The 21283-nt window shown below is 37.2% G+C and carries 16 protein-coding genes and 1 other RNA gene; 8 read left to right on the plus strand and 9 right to left on the minus strand.

Annotation, left to right across the window (positions count from 1 at the left end; translation table 11 throughout):
- Positions 1 to 11: 11 nt before the first annotated feature.
- From REI64_RS18200 to REI64_RS18210, 3 genes are read right to left on the minus strand one after another with little or no spacing between them, the layout of a single operon-like run.
- Complete coding sequence (locus REI64_RS18200) at positions 12 to 878, minus strand: type II CAAX endopeptidase family protein (RefSeq protein WP_308851578.1); 867 nt, start codon at positions 876 to 878, stop codon at positions 12 to 14.
- Positions 868 to 1311 (minus strand): NUDIX domain-containing protein, encoded by a 444-nt coding sequence (locus REI64_RS18205; RefSeq protein ID WP_308851579.1) that lies wholly within the window; start codon positions 1309 to 1311, stop codon positions 868 to 870. Before REI64_RS18205 ends, REI64_RS18200 begins: the two co-directional genes overlap by 11 nt.
- Positions 1308 to 2285 (minus strand): cation diffusion facilitator family transporter, encoded by a 978-nt coding sequence (locus REI64_RS18210; protein WP_308851580.1) that lies wholly within the window; start codon positions 2283 to 2285, stop codon positions 1308 to 1310. The genes REI64_RS18205 and REI64_RS18210 overlap by 4 nt, the downstream gene beginning before the upstream one ends.
- A gap of 219 nt (positions 2286 to 2504) precedes the next feature.
- Between REI64_RS18210 and REI64_RS18215 the strand changes: the two genes are divergently transcribed.
- The 3 genes from REI64_RS18215 to REI64_RS18225 all read left to right on the plus strand — a co-directional run bounded on the left by REI64_RS18215 (position 2505) and on the right by REI64_RS18225 (position 4715).
- Positions 2505 to 3701 carry a pyridoxal phosphate-dependent aminotransferase gene (locus REI64_RS18215; RefSeq protein ID WP_308851581.1) on the plus strand — a complete coding sequence of 399 codons (1197 nt, stop codon included), beginning with the start codon at positions 2505 to 2507 and terminating at the stop codon, positions 3699 to 3701.
- A 352-nt stretch (positions 3702 to 4053) separates the two neighbouring features.
- Positions 4054 to 4296, plus strand: a complete 243-nt coding sequence (locus REI64_RS18220; RefSeq protein WP_308851582.1) for a DUF6364 family protein — start codon at positions 4054 to 4056, stop codon at positions 4294 to 4296.
- Positions 4293 to 4715 carry a PIN domain-containing protein gene (locus REI64_RS18225; RefSeq protein ID WP_308851583.1) on the plus strand — a complete coding sequence of 141 codons (423 nt, stop codon included), beginning with the start codon at positions 4293 to 4295 and terminating at the stop codon, positions 4713 to 4715. Before REI64_RS18220 ends, REI64_RS18225 begins: the two co-directional genes overlap by 4 nt.
- A 208-nt stretch (positions 4716 to 4923) precedes the next feature.
- Here the strand turns inward: REI64_RS18225 and REI64_RS18230 are convergent, their stop codons facing one another.
- Positions 4924 to 6168 carry an ABC transporter permease gene (locus REI64_RS18230; RefSeq protein ID WP_308851594.1) on the minus strand — a complete coding sequence of 415 codons (1245 nt, stop codon included), beginning with the start codon at positions 6166 to 6168 and terminating at the stop codon, positions 4924 to 4926.
- 203 nt (positions 6169 to 6371) lie between these two features.
- Between REI64_RS18230 and queA the strand changes: the two genes are divergently transcribed.
- Positions 6372 to 7421: a tRNA preQ1(34) S-adenosylmethionine ribosyltransferase-isomerase QueA gene (gene queA, locus REI64_RS18235; protein WP_308851584.1), complete on the plus strand. Its 1050-nt coding sequence runs from the start codon at positions 6372 to 6374 to the stop codon at positions 7419 to 7421.
- An 80-nt stretch (positions 7422 to 7501) separates the two neighbouring features.
- Complete coding sequence (locus REI64_RS18240; protein WP_308851585.1) at positions 7502 to 8179, plus strand: 2-C-methyl-D-erythritol 4-phosphate cytidylyltransferase; 678 nt, start codon at positions 7502 to 7504, stop codon at positions 8177 to 8179.
- A gap of 289 nt (positions 8180 to 8468) precedes the next feature.
- Here REI64_RS18240 and REI64_RS18245 read toward each other — a convergent pair whose 3' ends face one another.
- From REI64_RS18245 to REI64_RS18260, 4 genes are all read right to left on the minus strand, one after another.
- The gene (locus tag REI64_RS18245; RefSeq protein ID WP_308851586.1) at positions 8469 to 9938 is read right to left on the minus strand and encodes a glutamate synthase subunit beta; all 1470 of its coding nucleotides are present in this window, start codon (positions 9936 to 9938) and stop codon (positions 8469 to 8471) included.
- 1 nt (position 9939) lies between these two features.
- A complete protein-coding gene (gene gltB / locus REI64_RS18250; protein ID WP_308851587.1) occupies positions 9940 to 14448 on the minus strand; it encodes a glutamate synthase large subunit in 4509 nt (1502 codons plus the stop codon).
- A gap of 542 nt (positions 14449 to 14990) precedes the next feature.
- A complete protein-coding gene (locus REI64_RS18255) occupies positions 14991 to 15725 on the minus strand; it encodes a LytTR family DNA-binding domain-containing protein (protein WP_308851588.1) in 735 nt (244 codons plus the stop codon).
- Positions 15718 to 18543, minus strand: a complete 2826-nt coding sequence (locus tag REI64_RS18260) for a histidine kinase (protein ID WP_308851589.1) — start codon at positions 18541 to 18543, stop codon at positions 15718 to 15720. Before REI64_RS18260 ends, REI64_RS18255 begins: the two co-directional genes overlap by 8 nt.
- Positions 18544 to 19050: 507 nt before the next feature.
- Here REI64_RS18260 and ffs point away from each other — a divergent pair.
- The 3 genes from ffs (at position 19051) to REI64_RS18275 (ending at position 20858) form a co-directional block, all read left to right on the plus strand.
- Positions 19051 to 19150, plus strand: an RNA gene (gene ffs / locus REI64_RS18265) — signal recognition particle sRNA small type.
- A gap of 121 nt (positions 19151 to 19271) precedes the next feature.
- Positions 19272 to 19931, plus strand: a complete 660-nt coding sequence (gene fsa, locus REI64_RS18270; protein ID WP_308851590.1) for a fructose-6-phosphate aldolase — start codon at positions 19272 to 19274, stop codon at positions 19929 to 19931.
- A gap of 99 nt (positions 19932 to 20030) precedes the next feature.
- Positions 20031 to 20858 carry an ATP-binding protein gene (locus REI64_RS18275; protein ID WP_308851591.1) on the plus strand — a complete coding sequence of 276 codons (828 nt, stop codon included), beginning with the start codon at positions 20031 to 20033 and terminating at the stop codon, positions 20856 to 20858.
- A gap of 17 nt (positions 20859 to 20875) precedes the next feature.
- On the opposite strand, the gene REI64_RS18280 is transcribed toward REI64_RS18275, so the two are convergent.
- A complete protein-coding gene (locus REI64_RS18280; protein WP_308851592.1) occupies positions 20876 to 21106 on the minus strand; it encodes a hypothetical protein in 231 nt (76 codons plus the stop codon).
- Between the last annotated feature and the right edge of the window lie 177 nt (positions 21107 to 21283).

Here is a 21283-nt window from a genome sequence, read left to right on the forward strand (position 1 = left end):
AAACACAACTATCAGTTGTTGCCTTCAGCATTAAAACCAACAACTTCATCATTTCCCAATCCAAACTTGTATATGCGCCAAATAATCCAGATAACTAGCAACACGGTACAAACAACAGAGCCTTCTACCCCAAATTTACCACCAGACAAATAATTTTCTCCTATCGGGATGGCTTTTAAAACGCCAGGCATTTCATTTCCGCTCACATTATAACCTAAAATAATACCTTGGGTGAAGTTCCAAGAAAAATGCAATCCTAAAACCCACGCAATATTTTGCTTTTGCAGGGTATAAACGCAAAACAAAATCCCAGCTAATGTAATATTTGCCATAGCTAAGGTGGTAAAATCATCATTGCCAATATGCGCCAACCCAAACAGCAGGCCATTAACCAGTATAGCTAGCCAAACCGGGTATCTTTCGGTAAAAACAAATAATGGGTAAGTCCTAAACAACAGTTCTTCAAAAATTGATATCAGCAGAAAAAAGACTAGATAAAGTAAAACAGATGAAATCGCCATAGATTTTATAGAAAACTCGACGTATCCTCCTATGTAAAGCACAGCTGCACTAACCAGCATAAAAACAACGCCTAAACCTGTACCTTTAAGAAAACCTTTGAGCAAATGTTCTTTCCTAACAAATACAGCGTAAAAATCTAAATTGGGCAGCAGTCTAAACAGCATCATTAATGCACCTAGAATTGCCAATATCAAAGCCAGCTCGTTCGAAATATCTGCTAGTAATTTACTGGGAGCAAGTGGCAAGAAAGAAAAGTTGCCAATTAAGCTAAACGGAACCATGCAAACAAAGCACAGCAAAACGAAAAGGACTAACTTTGCTATAGGCGCAAAATAGTAAGCGGTTTTATCCTGCATTAGCTATCGATTTTAGCAATTCAACAACTGTTTTATCTGTTCTAAAAGTAACATCATCAGCAGTAAGCTCTTCAATCTTTCTCCATCTAAAACATTGGCTTGTGCCTTCATCAAAATCAAAAACCTTGCATTTAAATTTTAGTTGTAGCTCTTCTATCGGTTTTACAAAATAATAGATACTGATAACCTGACTATCATTAAAAGAAGATTTTTCGTAGAAATCGGTAGTGTAAAAATGGCTCAAAACTTCAATTTTTGCATCGCATTCTTCCACAAACTCCCGTTTTAAACCATCAATTAAGCCTTCTCCAAACTCTAAACCTCCACCAGGAAATTTCGTAAAATAGCGATCACCTTCAAATTCATCGCTTAATAAAACCTCTTGCTGCTCATTAATCAGCAACCCGTAAACCCTAATATTAAAATAACTCATCGGCTAAAATGCTTTTGATTTTTAGTCACGTTTTCCATATCCCACTTAATTTCACCTTTAAAAGCCTCTGCTCTTACTGGGCAATTTTCCATTTTGCAGTAATGGCAACAAGCAGGCAAACACGGATCGGCATGGATAAACAACTCAGTGCTGTGGCTCACTTCTTGGTTAATCATCTTATCAATATCAGAAATCTCTTTATGAACAGCATTTAAATCGAAATAATAAGGCAAGGTTACATGGCAATCAATATGTAAATCGGCACCGTATTGCTGCGCTCTCAAATTATGCACATCTATCCAGCTTGGCTGCCTATTTTTCTGCAATGCTTCTACCACTTCCTTAACAAGTTCCAAATTGCTCTCGTCCATTAGGCCACCAACAGATTTGCGGGTTAACTTATAGCCATTGTAAATAATATAAATGCCTAAAAGGATAGAAATAACGCTATCCAGCCAGAAAATTTGCGTAAGTTGGATCATCACAATCCCTAAAACCAAACCAGCGCTACTCACCGCATCGGTAAGCAAATGTTTGCCATCTGCTTCTAATGTTAGCGACTTATTTTGCTTTCCAGTTCTTATAAGGTAAAAGCCTACTGCTGTATTTACCAAACCAGTAGCGCCAATAATTAAAGCTCCGTCATACAAATCGGCTACTTCATTGCCATAAAACAAGCTGTAAGCAGATTTAACTAAAATAATAACTCCCGCAATTCCAATCAAAACACCTTCTACAAATGCGGAGAAAAACTCTACTTTACCATGCCCATAAGGGTGATTTTCGTCCTTAGGTAAAGTAGCGAGATAAATACTGTAAAAAGCAAAGCCACTGGCCAATACGTTTACAATACTTTCTGCTGCATCAGTTAAAATTGCATTAGAATTGGTGATAAAAAATGCGACAAACTTAGCCAACATCAGTACAATACTGGTGCAAAGCGATATTAATATGGCTCTTTTATTAGATGTCAAACCCTATGTTATGTTTGCCAAAATTACGCTTTTTGGTTTTGAAAATCGGATGAGAAATGACGAAATGAGAAAATAGCTAAAAGCGCAAACCAACTTCCAATCCATCATTATCAATATCTCAAAAAAAGTGAGCAAATCTTAAATTAATTCCATTTAAAAACATCTTTTATTAGGGCTTTATGAATAAGGTTTTTATATTTGCTACCTCACAGAAACATCATGAGTATTTTATCAGACAGAATAAATAACCTATCAGAATCAGCTACGCTAAAAATGACCAAATTAGGTCGCGAGCTAGCTGCAAAAGGCGTAAACGTTATTAGTTTAAGTGTTGGAGAGCCAGATTTTAACACACCAGAACATGTTAAAGAAGCTGCGAAAAAGGCTTTAGACGATAACTTTACCCGTTACTCTCCAGTACCAGGATATCCAGATTTGCGTCAAGCTATTGTTAACAAGTTGAAGGAAGAAAACAACCTTGATTACGACATTTCGCAAATCGTTGTTTCTACCGGCGCAAAGCAATCTCTTTCTAACGTAATCCTTACTTTGATAAATCCAGGCGATGAGGTAATTATCCCTACTCCTTACTGGGTTTCTTATTCTGAAATGGTAACACTTGCCGAAGGTAAATCTGTTTTTATTGATGCATCTATAGAAAGTGATTTTAAAATTACCCCAGAGCAATTAGAAGCAGCAATTACTCCAAAAAGTAAATTGTTTATGTTTTCTTCGCCAAACAACCCAACGGGCACAGTTTACAGCAAAGATGAACTAGCTGCTTTAGCAAAAGTGTTCGAAAAACACCCTCAAATCTTCATCCTTTCTGACGAGATTTACGAGCACATCAACTTTGTTGACCAACACGAATCAATTGCACAGTTTCCAAGCGTTAAAGATCGTGTAATTATCGTAAATGGTTTTTCTAAAGCATTCGCAATGACGGGCTGGCGTTTAGGTTATATTGCCGCTAGCAAAGAAATTGCTGCTGCCAACGATAAATTACAAGGCCAAACCACCTCTGGAACTTGTTCTATTGCACAGCGTGCCGGTATTGTAGCTTACGAGCAAGGTTTGGATACCGTAAACGAGATGAAAAAAGCTTTCGCTCGTCGTCGTCAATTGGTTTATGATTTATTAAAAGATATTCCAGGTGTTAAAACCAACCTACCAGAAGGCGCATTTTATTTCTTCCCGGAAGTGAGCTCGTTCTTTGGCAAAAAAGATGCTGATGGGAATGTAATTAAAGGCTCTGGCGACTTGGCACTTTACCTATTAAACGTTGGCCACGTGGCAACTGTAGGCGGCGATAGCTTCGGTAACGACAATTACATCCGCTTATCTTACGCTGCATCAGACGAGAGTTTGGTAGAGGCGTTGAGAAGAATTAAAGAAGCATTAGGCAAATTAAGCTAGCCTATCCTCAAACAACATAAATAGAAAGCGCTCGATTTCCATATCAGGGCGCTTTTTTATTTGAAAAGCAATTTCAGTGCTGCTAGGTTCCGAAAGCCGGGCTATCCGTTACTACCGAAAAAACCTGTGAAATAACCGAGCAATCCTTTCAAAATTGCGGATAGTACTTAAAATCGGTATCCACTTCTATCCCGTTTAGGCGACTTAGTTCAGAAGATATGTGAGGAAGTTATCAGTATGCTAAGATTTACTTGACACTAATAAAATATCAAATCAATATCAGCATCAGTCCATATACTTTTATATAATTTTACGTAACTTTACAATATATTTATACGTAACATAAGAAGCCATGAACACGAAACTAACTTTAAATATCAATCAACATATTATTGAAGAGGCGAAGACGTACGCTAAAGAAAATCGTGTTAGCCTATCAAAACTGATAGAAAACTACCTTCACTCGCTTACCAAAAAAGACAAAGAGAAATCTAAAGTAACTCCTTTGGTAGAGAGCTTGACAGGTGTAATTAAATTAGAAGACAAAGATTACAAAGAAGAATATATAGACTATCTAGAAAAAAAATACAAATGATGGAAAAAGTATTTGTTGACACCAACATTGTATTGGACCTGCTTGCGAAACGAGATGGTTTTTACGAAGCTGCACAAGAGCTATTTTCTAAATCGGACAATGAAGAAATTGATCTATATGTTTCTGCTTTGACTATAGCTAACACTCATTATTTACTAACAAATAGGTACAAGGCAGACGATGTCAGAAAGATAATTATCAAGTTCAAAATATTGGTTAAAGTTTTGCCAACTGATGATAAAATTATAGATCTGGCCTTAGCTTCTGATTTTAAAGATTTTGAAGATGCTATGCAGTACCATACAGCACTTGAAAACAATCTGGACATCATTGTCACAAGAAACAAAAGAGATTTCAAGAATACTAAACTACCGATTTTAACCGCACAGGAGTATGTGGAGTTAAAAAGAATAAATTAAGAAGCTGTTTAAATTTTAGTGAATTTTTTTACTTGTCAGTCTGAGCTTAGCCTGTGCCGATTTAATCGGTATCGAAGACTACTTGCTGAAGAATGTTTCGACGAGCTCAACATGACACCTGTATTTTTGCAAAGGAAATTTAAACAGCTTCTAAGTTTAAATTAAACACCTAATAACAAGATAAATCAAAAAAACCTAAGAAAACACCCTAACTCCTAATCGCTTCCACCGGATCTAACCTCGAAGCAGAATAAGCTGGCCAAAATCCAGAGATCATCCCTATAATAACCGAAACGCTTATGCCTAACATGATATTGCTCAGGTACAGCACTACTGTAAAATCTGTAAGTGCATTAACTAATAAAGTAATCAGATAAACCAACAGCAATCCGCATAGCCCCCCCATTAAACAGAGCACTACAGCCTCGAAAATAAACTGTAAGAGTATAAAGTAATTTTTAGCACCTAAAGATTTCTGTATACCTATAATATTGGTACGTTCCCTCACAGAAACGAACATAATGTTAGCAATACCGAAACCACCTACCAAAATAGAAAAACCACCAATAATCCAGCCGCCAATGTTAATAGCATCAAACATTAAATCTAACTGGTTAGAAAGCATAGTGGTTTTGTTCAGCGAAAAATCCTCTTCTTGCCCAGGCCCTATCCTTCTTATTGCCCGCATCTGACCTTTAAGTTCGCTCTCTACCTCGTCTAAACTGATGTGCTCTTTACCACGTACGGTTATCTGAGGGTTATAACGCTCGTTGTTGATATCGAAAATTCCCTTGGCAAAGTTCATTGGTACAAGCACATTTTTATCCTGCGACATGCCCATCATATCTTCACCTTCTTTTTTAAACACACCTACTACAGTTACCCTTCTGCCTACCAATTTGATCTGTTTTCCAACCGGATCATCACTACCAAAAAGTCCTTCAGCTATTTCGGCCCCCATAATACATACCGGGCTTCCCGTTTGGCTTTCATTATCTGTAAAATATCTTCCAGCTTGAAACTCTAAATTCCAAGTTTGATCATACTCATGCGTAGCGGCATTTAAAAATGCACCTTCTACCGAAGCGCTTCTATATTTTACAGTTCTACCGCTAGCAGAAACTTCAAAACATACGCCTTTGGCACTTTCCATTCGTTCCCGCAAAGCCAAATAATCTCTATAAGAAGGTTCAGGACGGTTCACATATTTCCACCAAGGGTAGCTATCACCAAAAATCCAAGGCCATTTTTGCACAAACAAAGTGTTAGAACCTAGCTTATCAACACTTGCCTGAATATTGTTTCGCATAGTATCAACCCCCGTAAAAACAGCGATAATGATAAAAATACCAATGGTAATACCCAAAAGGGACAGTGACGTACGTAATTTATTTTGTCGTAGAGCGTCCCAAGCAAACCTAAAACTCTCTCCAATAAGTCGAAAAACTAGCAGCATAATTGTTAGACCAAATGTAGTTAAAAAGGTTACACCTCCATAAGTGAAAAGTAAAAAGTTAAGGATAATCAGCTAAAAAACTATCCACACTGCAATTAAATAGCTGTATTTTTTTGAAATTATCTGCCTATGTGTTTTCCATTTCAAAAAAAGGATATTATTTTGTAAATTTGCGCCCTAATTTACTATATCCATAAAATATGAAGTTATCTCAATTCAAGTTCAATTTACCTGACTCACTTTTAGCAAATGATCCTGCAGAAGAGAGAGACGAAGCACGTTTAATGGTGTTACACAAAGACACTGGTAAGATTGAGCATAAAATCTTCAAAGATGTTTTAGGTTATTTTGACGATAAAGATGTAATGATCCTTAATAACACCAAGGTTTTTCCTGCTCGTTTATATGGCAATAAAGAAAAAACTGGTGCTACTATTGAGGTTTTTTTGTTACGCGAATTAAATAAGGAGCTTCGTTTATGGGATGTTTTGGTAGATCCAGCCCGTAAAATTCGTGTTGGTAACAAACTGTATTTTGGTGATGATGATTTACTAGTTGCAGAGGTTGTAGACAACACTACTTCACGTGGGCGTACTATTCGTTTCTTATTTGATGGAACTGACGAGGAATTTAGAAGAAACGTAGAAATTTTAGGTGAAACTCCACTTCCAAAATACATCAAGCGTAAAGCAACTGAAAAAGACAAAGAGCGTTACCAAACTATTTTTGCTAAACACGAAGGTGCTGTAGCTGCTCCTACTGCGGGTTTACACTTTAGCAGAGAGCTGATGAAACGTTTAGAGCTTAAAGGTATTGACTTTGCAGAGGTTACCCTACACGTTGGTTTAGGAACTTTCCGCCCGGTTGAGGTAGAAGATTTAACTAAGCACAAAATGGACTCTGAGCAGTTTATTATCGAACAAAAGGACGCAAACATTGTTAACAAAGCAATAGAAGAGAAAAGAAGAATTTGTGCTGTTGGTACAACTTCAATGCGTGCTATCGAATCAGCGGTTTCTGCAAACAGAACGTTAAAAGCAGCAAACGATTGGACTAGCAAGTTTATTTTCCCTCCTTACGAGTTTAGCATTGCTAACTCGATGATTACCAATTTCCACACCTCTGAATCTACTTTATTGATGATGGTAAGTGCTTTTGGTGGTTACGAAAATGTAATGAACGCATACGAAGTTGCTGTGAAAGAGAAATATCGTTTCTACAGCTACGGAGATGCGATGTTAATTATATAAGTACAGCGTAATGAGAATTGCGTATTGCGTTTAATTTCACATCTCAATACACAATACTAACTACTCAATACTAAATAAATATGAAATTCTACGCAATAATTGTAGCTGGTGGGTCTGGAAAGCGAATGCAAACCGCAATAGCCAAACAGTTTTTATTGCTTAATGAAAAGCCTGTGATGATGCATACATTACAGGCTTTTCATCTTTCTGAAGTTCAACCAGAAATCATCGTAGTTTTAGCAAAAGCTGAGCATGAATACTGGAAGGAGCTTTGTTTAAAGTACAATTTTAATATTCCCCACACTTTAATAGAGGGCGGCAAAGAACGTTTTCACTCTGTAAGAAACGGTTTGATGTCCATTAGAGACGATGGCGTTGTAGCCATTCATGATGCGGTTAGACCAGTGATAAATTCAAGCTTAATTACACAGACTTTTAAGCATGCTTTAGAATTAGGCAATGCTATTCCTTGTGTTAAGCCTAGCGATTCTGTGCGTGAGATTGAGAATACGAGCAGCAAAATCTTAAATCGTGACAAATTGGTACTGATACAAACACCTCAAACATTCGATTTAGGCCAGCTTAGAATAGCTTACCAGCAATCGTTCTCTCCTATTTTCACAGATGATGCCTCAGTTGTAGAGGCTGCTGGCTTTCCAATTAATCTAATCGAAGGCAATAGGAATAATATCAAGGTAACATTTCCTGAAGATTTAGAATTGGCAAGTTTTCTGTTAAAGCATAATATTCCTGGGTAGTTTTTTATAACATTTGGTCGTCAACTCGACCGTAGCGGAGAGATCTTTCGATTTTACGGAGAAGAAAGATTCAGGCACACAACAAGTGTATACCATCAATTTGCAACTAAACGTCATTTCGACGATAGGAGAAATCTAAAAGTTAATTTATTACATGTGTATTTTCATTTGCTAGATTTCTCTCTACGTTCGAAATGACGACAAAAGGCAAAACCGATACGCAATAACAAAAAAGGCCCAAACGAAAAACGTCTGGACCTTGGTTGTAAAAGTATAAAAACAAAAGTTCTTAAGCGTAAGCTACGGCATCTTTAGATGGTAATTTACTGAAACCCATTAAGTGTTCATCCACTTTACGAGCCGTCTCACGACCTTCAGAAATTGCCCAAACCACTAAAGATTGTCCTCTGCGCATATCGCCAGCGGCAAAAATCTTAGGGATGTTAGTTTGATATTGACCTTCAACAGCTTTTACATTTCCTCTTTCATCCAATTCTACACCTAATTTCTCAATTAAACCTTCCTTTTGAGGATGCAAGAAACCCATTGCTAACAGCACCAATTCGCAAGGATATTCTTTTTCAGTTCCTGGAACTTCTTTAAAGCCAAGCGGTCGTCCAGTTGCGGTATCAATATCCCATTCTACATCAACTACTTTTAGGGCTTTCAAATTACCTTGTTCATCTTTAATAAATTCTTTGGTATTCACCGACCAAGCACGTTGCGCACCTTCTTCGTGAGAAGTAGTGATTTTCAATAACATTGGATAACTTGGCCAAGGCATGTTTACCGTACGCATTTGTGGAGGCATTGGCATAATCTCAAACTGCGTAACAGATTTTGCTCCATGACGGTTTGAAGTACCGATACAATCTGAACCTGTATCACCGCCACCAATTACAATCACGTTTTTGCCTGTCGCTAAAATCTCTTCAGCCTCTACTTTACGACCACCCACACGTTTGTTCTGTTGCTTCAAGAAATCCATTGCAAAATGAACCCCTTTAGCATCCCTTCCTGGCAAGTTCAAATCACGAGGGATAGTTGAACCACCAGCTAAAACAATCGCCTGGAAATCGCGTAATAAAGTGCTGATTTCCACATTTTCGCCAACGTTAGCATTGTATTGAAAAGTTATTCCCTCTTCCTCCATCAATTTAATCCTTCTTTCTACCACATCTTTCTGTAGTTTAAAATCAGGAATACCATAACGAAGCAATCCACCAGCTACATCATCACGTTCGTAAACTACTACTTCATGACCAGCTTTGTTCAATTGCGCAGCAGCAGCTAATCCCGCAGGACCAGAACCTACCACAGCCACTTTTTTACCAGTTCTGATTAATGGCTCGTTTGCTTTGATATAGCCTTTTTCGAAAGCAATTTCAATGATATGCTTTTCAATTTCCTCAATAGAAACTGGAGATTTGTTTATTCCCAACACACAAGCACTTTCGCAAGGCGCAGGACAAATTCTACCCGTAAATTCCGGAAAATTGTTTGTACTTAATAAAATCTCGGCAGCTTGCAACCATTTACCCTGATAAACCGCATCGTTAAACTCAGGAATTACATTTCCTAATGGGCAACCAGATTGGCAAAACGGCACACCGCAATCCATACAACGACCAGATTGTCTGTTCAACTCATCAGATGGCAATAGCGATACAAACTCATCGTAGTGATTTAAACGCTCTTGAGGCGCTTGTTTTGAAGGCGAAACTCTTTCGTATTCAAAAAATCCTGTCACTTTTCCCATCTTAATTAACTTTTACTTGTTGACGTTGTAATAAAACTGCTTTGTATTCTTTAGGGAAAACTTTCACAAAATGTTTAGCTTGATTTTCCCAATCGCTAAGGATGAATTCCGCTACCTTACTGCTAGTTAACCTCAAGTGGTTTTTCAATAACGTAGTAATTCTTTCCTCATCCTCTTGTTGTAATGGATCTAGATCCACCATCTCCGGATTGCATTTGTTGGCGAAAGTTTTGCTGGTGTCGTAAATCCAAGCGATACCACCACTCATACCTGCGGCAAAGTTGCTTCCTGTATCACCTAAAATTAACACTTCACCACCTGTCATGTACTCACAACCGTGATCTCCCACTCCTTCTACTACTGCTGTAGCTCCAGAGTTACGAACTGCAAAACGTTCGCCTGCTTTACCACGAGCATACAACTCTCCAGAGGTTGCACCGTAAAGTGCTACGTTACCGATAATGATATTTTGTTCTGGTACATAGTTGATATTTCCAAAAGGATAAACCACCACTTTAGCACCAGATAAACCTTTGCCTACGTAGTCATTACCCTCGCCTTCTAAAGTAAGTGTTAAGCCTTTAGTTGCAAAAGCACCAAAACTCTGTCCGGCAGAACCGAAGCATTTAAAGTTGATCGTATCTGGTGTTAAGCCAGCGCTTTTGTGAACTTTAGAAATTTCGTTCGATAACATCGTACCGATAGAACGGTCTGTGTTTTTCACATCAAAGTTGGCAAAAACTGGCTCATTGTTTAATATAGCCGGCTGTGCAGCTGCAATTAACTGATGATCCAATACTTTATCTAAACCGTGATCTTGCTGTTCTGTATTGTATAAAGGTTGTCCATTAGCTGGCTCTTTGTACAAAATTGGCGTTAAATCTACATGTTTCAATTTCCAATCTGCTTCCGCAAACTCTCTCACTTTCAACAAATCAGATTGACCAACCATTTCGTTCACCGTTCTGAAACCTAATTCAGCCATCAATTCACGAACTTCTTGCGCTAAGAACTGGAACAAGTTTACAACGTGATCTGCATCACCGGTAAATAACTTTCTCAAGTTAGGATCTTGCGTAGCTACACCAACTGGACAAGTATTCAAGTGGCATTTACGCATCATGATACAGCCTGCAGTTACTAGTGCAGCAGTTGCCACTCCCCACTCCTCAGCACCTAATAAAGTAGCAATTACAATGTCTCTACCTGTTTTCAACTGACCATCGGTTTGTAATACTACCCTACTTCTTAGACGATTTTTCACCAATGTTTGGTGCGCTTCTGCTAAACCAAGTTCCCAAGGCAAACCAGCATGCTGAACCGAAGTTAAAGGAGAGGCTCCTGTACCACCATCGTAACCTGAAACCAAAACTACGTCAGCGTGAGCTTTAGCCACACCAGCAGCAATTGTACCTACACCCGCTTTAGAAACCAACTTCACGTTAATTCTAGCGGCACGATTGGCATTTTTCAAATCGTAAATCAGCTGTGCTAAATCTTCGATAGAATAAATATCGTGGTGCGGAGGAGGAGAAATTAAACCCACACCTGGCGTAGCGTGACGAACTTTTGCAATCCAATCATCCACTTTGTGCCCAGGTAATTGACCACCTTCTCCAGGTTTTGCGCCTTGAGCCATTTTAATCTGCAACTCATCGGCATTGGTTAAATAGTAACTGGTTACCCCAAAACGAGCCGATGCAATTTGCTTGATCGACGAACGCATGGAGTCGCCATTTTCTAAAGTTTGGTAACGGATTTCATCCTCACCACCCTCGCCAGTGTTACTTTTACCGCCAATTCTATTCATCGCAATAGCTAAAGTAGAGTGTGCCTCATGAGAGATTGATCCGAAAGACATCGCTCCTGTAGCAAATCTTTTGAAGATATTCTCAATTGGCTCTACCTCATCAATGCTTATAGACGGACGAGTATAATTGAATTCGAACAAACCTCTAATGGTATAAGCCTGCGTAGTTTGCTCATTAATTAACTTCGAATATTTTTTAAACGTAGGAAAATCGTTTCTGCGGGTTGCATTTTGCAATAAGTGGATCGTTTCTGGATTGAACAAGTGCTTTTCACCCCGTCTTCTCCATTTATAAGTACCACCGGCAGTTAAAATATGCTCTGTTTGCGTATGCTTTCCAAAAATACGGTTATGCTTAATCAACGCTTCTTGCGCAATTTCATCCAAACCTAAACCACCAATACGAGAAACCGCACCTGTGAAATAAGTAGAAACTACTTGTTGATTTAAACCTAAGATCTCGAAAATCTGCGCTCCGTGGTAAGATTGCAAAGTAGAAATTCCCATTTTAGAGAAAATCTTCAACAAACCATCTTTTACAGACTTGATATAGTTATAATTCAACTGATCTTGTGTTAAACCACTCTCAGCTTTAAAAGTATTGATAGTTTCTAAAGCCAAATATGGGTTTACAGCTGTAGCACCGAAGCCAATTAAAGTAGCGAAATGATGTACTTCCCAAACGTCTCCAGCTTCTACCACAATACCCACAGCACCTCTATAACCTTTTCTAATTAAGTGGTGATGTACCGCAGAAACCGCCAATAAAGAAGGAATTGCAGCGTGGGTAGAATCTAAAGCTCTATCGCTTAAAATGATCACTTGGAAACCATCTTCCACAGCATCCACTGCGTAACGGCACAAACGATCTAAAGCTTTTTGCAATGATCCAGCTTTTCCATCGGCCCTAAAATACATTTGTAGGGTTTTAGATTGAAATAAGCCTGTATCAATACTTCTTAATTTTTCTAATTCTTGGTTGGTTAATATTGGATGTTTGATACCTACACAGTGACACTGCATTTGGTTTTCTTCCAATAAGTTGCCATTGTTGCCCATAAAACCAGCCAAACTCATTACCACTCGCTCACGAATTGGATCGATTGGCGGATTGGTTACTTGCGCAAACAACTGTTTGAAATAAGAAGATAAGTGCTGTGCTTGCTTTGAAAGCACCGCTAAAGGTGTATCTGTTCCCATCGAACCAATAGCCTCTTTACCGTCTATCGCCATCGGCTTGATCAATAGATCGATATCCTCTCTACTATAACCAAATACTTGCTGGTAGTTATAAATAGATTCTTCCGAAAGATTGGTAAACATTACCCTTGGTTCAGGTAATTCTTCCAATCTAATTTGATATTGGTTAATCCAATCCGCATACGGACGACGACCGCAAACTTGTTGCTTAATTTCGTCATCGCTAATGATACGCCCCTGCTCCATATCCACTACAAACATTTTTCCAGGAGTTAACCTACCTTTTTCGATTACAGTGCTTTGGTCAATCTCAACCGCTCCCGATTCAGATGCCATGATCACTCTATCATCACTGGTAAGTGCGTAACGCGAAGGACGTAAGCCATTTCTATCTAAAGTAGCACCAATTAAGCTACCATCGGTAAAAGCGATAGCTGCTGGTCCATCCCATGGCTCCATTAACGAAGCGTGAAATTGATAGAAAGCACTTTTCATCGGATCCATATCCTTGTTTCCGTCCCATGCTTCTGGTATTAACATCATTAACACATGCGGTAACGACCTACCTGCATGCAAAAGTAATTCAACTACATTATCTAAACATCCCGAATCTGACTGCGTTTCGTCGATCACTGGCAAAATCATATTCAACTCCTCCGGAGTAAAATAAGGTGATGCAAATGATTTCACACTAGAACGAAACCAGTTCAAATTACCTTGTAGCGTATTGATTTCGCCATTATGGGCAATATGCCTAAATGGTTGCGCCAAACGCCAAGACGGGAAAGTATTGGTTGCAAAACGTGAGTGTACCAAACCGAAGGCCGAAACCATACGCTTATCGCTAAGCTCGGTGTAATAGGTACGTACTTGTAAAGAGGTAAGCTGCCCCTTGTACACAATGGTTCGCGACGAAAACGACGCTATGTAAAAGTCTTGCTTACTATCCTTTACAGAATTGTAAATAGTTTTGGTAACGTAAGTTTTAAGCACGAAAAGCTTACGTTCAAAATCGGCACCAGCAGCAATGTGGTAAGGGCGAGAAACAAAGACCTGCTCAATTTCTGGCTCTACAGAAAGGGCCATATTACCAATATCCGTAGTGTCTACCTGAACTTTTCTAAATCCAAGCACCTCAAATCCCAGTTTTTCTGCTGTGCGATAAATAATTTCACGACATTCTTCCCTTGCCCTAATTTCTTTAGGCATAAAAAGCATACCTACGCCATAGTCGCCATATTGCGGCAAGCTAAAACCCGTACGTAAACATTCGTCAAATAAAAATTCGTGGGGAACCTGTATCATGATACCAGCACCATCTCCGGTATTAGGCTCAGCACCACATGCGCCACGGTGATCCAAATTCTCCAAAATGGTTAGCGCATCTGTAATGTTCTGATGTGATTTTCTCCCTTTCACGTGGGCAACAAAACCTATACCGCAAGCGTCATGCTCAAAACTGTCACGGTACAACCCCTGTTGTTCATTTAAATTTTCCATTTATTAGTTGGTTGTAGTTAGTGTGTAGTGAACACTAAGATACAAAAAAAATTGCACAAATTATACTTTTGATAAAAATTTTATCAAAAAAAGATATTATAAGCAAAATATATGCTTCAAATTATCATTATAGCAAAAGATAACGATACCAATTGAAATTTTATCAAAACAAGATAAAACCAAATAATAGGTTTAAATGATTTAAAGTAAGATTATACAATAATATGATCATATTATAAACAACAACAACCAACTGATTTACAATAAAATAATAAAAATTAAAAAATCAGAAACAGTTTAATTTAACATAAGTTTAGGGGCTTATCCGTCATTGCGAGGCACGAAGCAATCCTACAACTATGACTGCATAACAAAACTTGCGCATTAAGATTGCTTCGTGCCTCGCAATGACGATACTTTTTAAGTCAAAAACAAACAAAACACTGATAATCAAAAGAAACAGTCAAAACCCACGTTAATTTATGCTAACACATGATTAACTTTAAAACACTTATACCTATTTCTAAACTAAATATCAAAGCTTAAGTTAGCTTAGCAAGCACCTCCGCTACTTTTGAAGGAGAAACATCTATTTCATGCTTATCTGCCACCAACAAACTACCTCCATTAGCTCTTAAATATTGCGTGATGTAATTCGTATTAACGAGATAGGACTTATGGCATCTCATGTAATTAGGATTTTCTTCTAGCATGGTATCAAAACTTTTAAGTCCTTTACTTACCAAAATATTACGTCCATCGTTAATAAATACGTTTGTATAAGCTCCTTCCGCTTTAAAAAACATGATATCATCTAAATTAACAAAGTAGATTTGGCTAAGTGTACTCAAAGCAATTTTTTTCATGCCGACATCACTTAGATTTTGCTTTAAGATTTCTAGGTTTGAATTTTTACGGTTAAGCTCAAAAAGTTTTACAGCTTGCAACAAATCATCTGTTTCTACAGGCTTCAATAAATAATCTACCGCAGATAATTTAAAAGCCTGAATAGCGTAACTATTATAAGCCGTTACAAAAACGATTGAAAAATCAATTTCTTCTTCATTAAAAAAATCTAACAGCTCTAGCCCACTATAGCCCGGCATTTCAATATCCAAGAAAACAATATCTGGCTTATGCTGCCTAATTGCCTTTACACCTTCCGGCAAATTTGCACACAAACCTACAGTTTCTACTTGAGGGCAATATGCCGTAAGCATTTCTTGAAGCAGCACTCTAGCCATCTCCTCGTCATCTATGATAATTGCTTTATACATCTAATGGAATTGTTAGGCGGGCTATTGTACCACTTGGCTGTCCAAGTTCATACTTATCGATTATTTCTAATACGAACAAACTGTTTACCCTACCTTTATTTAATATATCTAACCTAGTTTGATTGGCCTTAATAGCAAACGAATGGTGCAACTTTTCTTTGTTAGCCTTAAGCTCTGCCGCCTTTTTTCTACCAACTCCATTATCATCTACCTCAACTTGCAAACACTCTCCAAGTTTACTATATGTAATGGTAACCAAACCTGCTTTATCTAAATGTAACAAGCCATGCTTAATTGCATTTTCTATAAGCGGTTGCACCAACATTGGCGGAAGCTCTATCATTTCTGTATTTGAAATTCCGTTTACCTTAATCAGATAATCTATCTTTTTCCCAAAACGCATTTTCTCCAAATCGAGGTACATCTTGGTTGCATCTATTTCTTCGCTCAAACTAACTATCTCCTTTTCCGACATTTCAAGCACCAGCCTGGTCAGCTTCGAAAATTTTGCCAGATAATTATTAGCACTTACCTTATCATTGGTAAATATAAAAGCTTGAATGGTATTGAGTGCATTATAGAAAAAATGCGGGTTCATTTGAGCCTTAATAGAAGTAAGAACAGATTTCCCTAAGCTTCTTTCTAATTGTATCTTCTCATTAAGAAGTTTTATTTGCTGCGTATACAAACTGGTTTTAGTTTTATAATAAAAGAGCATTACTGCCAACAACACTACAGAAAGCAATAAGTAAAACCACCAGGTTTTCCAGATGGGCAGAGCTATAGAAATAATTGTTTTTTCGGCAAGAACCTTATCATTTAGCTTAAAACTGACCGTATAACTGCCAGGAGCAAGTGCTCTAAAATATACATCTCTTTCATTTTCGGTAGCACTTATCCATTCGCCATTATTCAATTTATAAGATATTACTACACCATTCTTTCTACCATAATTTAAAAAAGAATAATTTATCCTGATGTTGTTCTGTGTATACGACAAGCCTTCTAACGACTTCACCTTAGCATCATTTACATACAAACCATTGATATAAAAAGGCACATCTTCGTTAGCTGCCCCTACATTTCTGTACTTTATCTTAACAACACCTTGTTCGCCAGCAATAACCAAGAAATCACCTTCTACCAAAAAATCGTTTATGGTATTATTGTTATAGTCAATATCATATTTATCAAACTTGCCAGTTTCTAGGTGATAGGCATAGATAAGATTTGCACCAACTAAAAAAATGGTATTTCCTTGCCGTTTCAAAAACCTAATACCACTTTCAGAAAGCTCAATTCTCTCAAAATGTTTCAGATCGGTAATTTTATAAAAATCCCCGTTTGTAGTTAGCGCAAATAAAACATCTTGATACCAAAATATCTTTTTGACATAAAAAGGTACGGCTTTATATTTTATTTCCTGCTCTACACCCAATGTGTTTAAGAACGTGCCTACATTCGTACCCACTACAATTTGTTTGGTTCGAAAATTGTAATCAATAGTTTTTGCCCTAACATAGCTTTTAAAGGCACTAAAATCTTCCAAATTGAACACATTTTGAGTAAAATACCTATCCCATTGAGAAGCAATTTTTTGAGTTGCAAAAGGATTTTTCATCATCCCATAAAAACCACTTACAGCAACTAGATAATATTTTTCATCGAGCTGTACAGCCTCTTTAACGGCAACATTAATGTCTTTTGTTTTACCAGCAGAATACAAATGCAAACCTTTGTTATCGGCATACATCAAACTTTTTTTATTGGCTGATATATTCAAGTAGCTCATACTTGTATTTGCACTTAACAATGTTTTAATAGCTGAGAATTGAGAATCGAGCAGTTTAACTTCGCCCGCATTGCTTACGGCGACATACGCATCTTTATTCTTGAAAAGATGAGTATATTTCTCTCCGGTTGCATAAAACTGTTGATTGCTAATTTTTGGCACTAATAACACACCATTGCCAATAGTGGAAATCCAACTGTTACCATTTTTATCAAGCAAGTATTTAGAAATACTCAAATTAGGCCATTTCAAATTTGAAACCTTGATTTCTTTGTTATCAAAAACCGCCTCCTCTATTCCTTTTGAAGTAACAAACCAAAATTTATTATTTTCAACTTGATAAATTTCATGGAATAAGCCCTTCAGGTTTATAGAGAGCCGAGAGAGATAATTAAGTTTTTGATCATAAAAGTTAACATATTTTCCATTTCTCGGGACAATAGCTATTTTACCTTTTATCGATTTTATCAATTTAACGCCAACCTGCTTATCTATATTTACGCTTGTTTGATACAAATTGAAATTAGGATCTATACAAATTACCTTATCTTGATCTGTTATAAAAAAATGTCCGTTAATTAACGCAGCGTGTTCAGCATAAACAAATTCAATATTAATAGTTTTTTCAATTTTTAAAGTTTTAAGATTATATACATTAACTCCGTTTTTAAAAATGACATAAAGATATTTATCACTTAAACCAAAGGGTAAAAATTGTATAGGGTGGTCTTGCTTTATTTCATGCAAACGTTCATTTTCAATGTAAAAAAGATAGCCATCAAAATTTTCGTACCAAATACGACCATACCTATCTTGCTGGATGGCACTTCCCGCTAGAGAAGACTGATTTTCTGAAGCATATAATTTGTACTCAAAACCATCATACCGATACAAACCAGCATCTGTTGCCATCCAAATAAATCCCCTGTCGTCTTGAAAGATATCATATACATGATTAGAAGGCAGTCCACTTTGCTGATTTAATTGAACTACATCCTCACTCTGCGCAAAAGCCAGTTTGCCCATGATAACAAAAAAAAGCAATAATGATTTTGTTATGGAATGCATTTATCGAACAATCTTTTTTTTAGGTTAGGCTCTCGCAAGCAATAATTAGACACAACAAAGATATGGCTTGCAATTGATGCCCAAAAATTAATAGACAAACACAAACCTACACTTAGTAAAAGTAAAAGCTACTTTGATAAAAGTGCCTACAATTAATGACCTTTCATAATGAGTTTTGTTAAAACTGGTTTAAGCACCAATAAAATAAAAACACATGCTATAGCTACTTAAACAAATAAGCAATGATGGTAAAGGAAATTAAAAACGATTGAACACACCAAAACAAGAAACACTTAAATTGAAAAAAGAATAAAAATCTTCTAAAAATTAATATCTCGGAAGCCGATTAAGTCAATTTTTCTCATCCTAAAAACACTAAAAACATCATAAAAAACTGTAATACAGCACCTTAAAAATATATCAAAATTCGTTTCTTTAAATAGTCTATTTTACTACCTTTGTGCCGGGCAAGTCTTCTACGACCAGCTCCCTTTGAACTCCCCCAGGTTGGGAACAAAGCAAGGGTAGAAGGTTGTAGCGGTGCGATAGAAGTTGCTTGCCCATTTTTTACTCCCCTTATACCCTCCGAGATCCCGATAGTTATTGGGACGGTAAACTCTGAAGGGGGATATAATTCTTCAGGTTTTCTAACATTAACCTTTAAACCAATATAAGAATTAAACATCATGAAATTTTTTATCGACACTGCTAATCTTGACCAAATTAAAGAAGCACAAGATTTAGGCGTACTAGATGGCGTAACTACCAACCCAAGTTTAATGGCCAAAGAAGGCATTACCGGCGATGACAATGTAATTAACCACTATAAAGCCATTTGCGACATTGTTGATGACAATGTAAGCGCTGAGGTAATTGCTACAGATTACGAAGGTATTATTAAAGAGGGTGAAGCTTTAGCTGCTTTAAATTCTAAAATCGTGGTTAAAGTACCCATGATTAAAGAAGGTCTAAAAGCCATCAAATATTTTAGTAGTAAAGGAATTAGAACCAACTGTACTTTGATCTTCTCTCCTGCTCAAGCTTTATTGGCAGCAAAAGCTGGTGCAACCTACGTATCTCCATTTTTAGGCAGATTAGATGATATTTCTACTGATGGCTTAACTTTAATTGAAGATATTCGCTTGATTTTTGACAACTACGGATTTGAAACTCAGATTTTAGCTGCTTCGATCCGCGGCCCTTTACATATTGTAGCTTGTGCTAAAATTGGTGCAGATGTAATTACTGCTCCTCTTTCTGCGATTACAGGTTTACTAAAGCACCCATTAACTGATAGCGGCTTAGCAACTTTCTTGGCAGACCATGCTAAGGCAAGCGGAAAATAAAGCTAACAAACATACAAAAGGCCCTTAGTCGAAAGATTTAAGGGCTTTTTTATGCGCTCAAAATTCATTAAAGTCATCCAATTTTATATCTTTAACTATATGAGACATTTTTTATTAGGATTATTCACGGCTGTTTTGTTTGCAGGAAGCATTAAAGCTCAGACAAAAAATTTAGAAAAGATTTGGGAAGCAAAGGAAGATCTACCGATACCAGAGTCTGTGCTTTATAAAGGCGACACCAAAGAATTATACGTGAGTTTAATTGATGGTGTAGGGAATGTAAAAGATGGTAAAGGTGGCATTGCAATACTTAACCTAGACGGCACCATGAAGAATGCGAATTGGGTAACCGGACTGAACGCTCCCAAAGGATTAGCCGTTTTTAAAAACACTTTGTACGTAGCCGATATTACTGCAGTTGTTAGCATTGATTTACCTACAGGCAAGGTAAAAAACAAGCTAGAAATTGACGAAGCCGTTTTTTTAAATGACCTTACCGTAGATAACAATGGAACACTTTACGCTTCTGACACTCGTACCAATAAAATCTATCAAATAAAGAACAACCGTTACGAGCTTTATATTGAGAATGCCACTAGTGCAAATGGTTTAAAATGGATAAATAAAGATTTGTTCGTATTAGCTGGAACAGAGCTGTGGAAAATAGATAGCAAAAAGCAGATTACTATTGTAGCCAAGGGATTAGAGAAAGTTGGTGACGGTTTAGAGCCAATTGGCAATGGTGAATTTATAGCTACTTGCTGGGCAGGCATTATTTATCATATAAAGAAAGACGGTTCCATTGAGAAATTACAAGATGTACAAGGCAAAATGAACACCGCAGACCTTGGTTACAACCCTCAGAAAAGAATTATTTATATTCCCACATTTAACCAAAACAGTGTAATTGCTTACCAGTTAAAGTAGGTACGTTGGCTACCTTCTTATTCCGCTTGGAATGCTGAAGCCAGTTCTTTTAGTTGCTCTGCAGAAATCTCGTTAGGATTGCGATATTGTTTCTCTAGCAATTCTTGCGCAATCGAGATCTTACCGCTGGTAGTTCTTATCAAAATAATACCATCTTCTACAGTATTAGAGATATATCTACCAACCTGACGATTGATGTATGAAAAACGGAGCACTAATTCGTGAAAAATAAATACTGGATAGTTCATACATTAAAGGTATGCACTCAATGTTAACTTAATGTTAAGTAGAAATAAATAAAAGATTAACACTTCAGCGGCATCAAAAACAAGTATAAACAAAAAAAGCCTCAGATTTCTCTGAGGCTTTTTGTGATCCCGCTGGGATTCGAACCCAGGACCACTACATTAAAAGTGTAATGCTCT

The sequence above is a fragment of the Pedobacter sp. genome, from assembly GCF_031119335.1.
Classification (GTDB): Bacteria; Bacteroidota; Bacteroidia; order Sphingobacteriales; family Sphingobacteriaceae; genus Pedobacter.

What these genes read in the sequence shown, in the direction of transcription:
- gltB (WP_308851587.1), bottom strand. Translation starts at nt 14,448, where the DNA reads ATGGAAAATTTAAATGAACAACAGGGGTTGTACCGTGACAGTTTTGAG.
- REI64_RS18255 (WP_308851588.1), bottom strand. Translation starts at nt 15,725, where the DNA reads ATGTATAAAGCAATTATCATAGATGACGAGGAGATGGCTAGAGTGCTG.
- queA (WP_308851584.1), top strand. Translation starts at nt 6,372, where the DNA reads ATGAAGTTATCTCAATTCAAGTTCAATTTACCTGACTCACTTTTAGCA.
- REI64_RS18240 (WP_308851585.1), top strand. Translation starts at nt 7,502, where the DNA reads ATGAAATTCTACGCAATAATTGTAGCTGGTGGGTCTGGAAAGCGAATG.
- REI64_RS18215 (WP_308851581.1), top strand. Translation starts at nt 2,505, where the DNA reads ATGAGTATTTTATCAGACAGAATAAATAACCTATCAGAATCAGCTACG.
- REI64_RS18280 (WP_308851592.1), bottom strand. Translation starts at nt 21,106, where the DNA reads ATGAACTATCCAGTATTTATTTTTCACGAATTAGTGCTCCGTTTTTCA.
- REI64_RS18225 (WP_308851583.1), top strand. Translation starts at nt 4,293, where the DNA reads ATGATGGAAAAAGTATTTGTTGACACCAACATTGTATTGGACCTGCTT.
- fsa (WP_308851590.1), top strand. Translation starts at nt 19,272, where the DNA reads ATGAAATTTTTTATCGACACTGCTAATCTTGACCAAATTAAAGAAGCA.
- REI64_RS18200 (WP_308851578.1), bottom strand. Translation starts at nt 878, where the DNA reads ATGCAGGATAAAACCGCTTACTATTTTGCGCCTATAGCAAAGTTAGTC.
- REI64_RS18205 (WP_308851579.1), bottom strand. Translation starts at nt 1,311, where the DNA reads ATGAGTTATTTTAATATTAGGGTTTACGGGTTGCTGATTAATGAGCAG.
- REI64_RS18275 (WP_308851591.1), top strand. Translation starts at nt 20,031, where the DNA reads ATGAGACATTTTTTATTAGGATTATTCACGGCTGTTTTGTTTGCAGGA.
- REI64_RS18260 (WP_308851589.1), bottom strand. Translation starts at nt 18,543, where the DNA reads ATGGGCAAACTGGCTTTTGCGCAGAGTGAGGATGTAGTTCAATTAAAT.
- REI64_RS18245 (WP_308851586.1), bottom strand. Translation starts at nt 9,938, where the DNA reads ATGGGAAAAGTGACAGGATTTTTTGAATACGAAAGAGTTTCGCCTTCA.
- REI64_RS18220 (WP_308851582.1), top strand. Translation starts at nt 4,054, where the DNA reads ATGAACACGAAACTAACTTTAAATATCAATCAACATATTATTGAAGAG.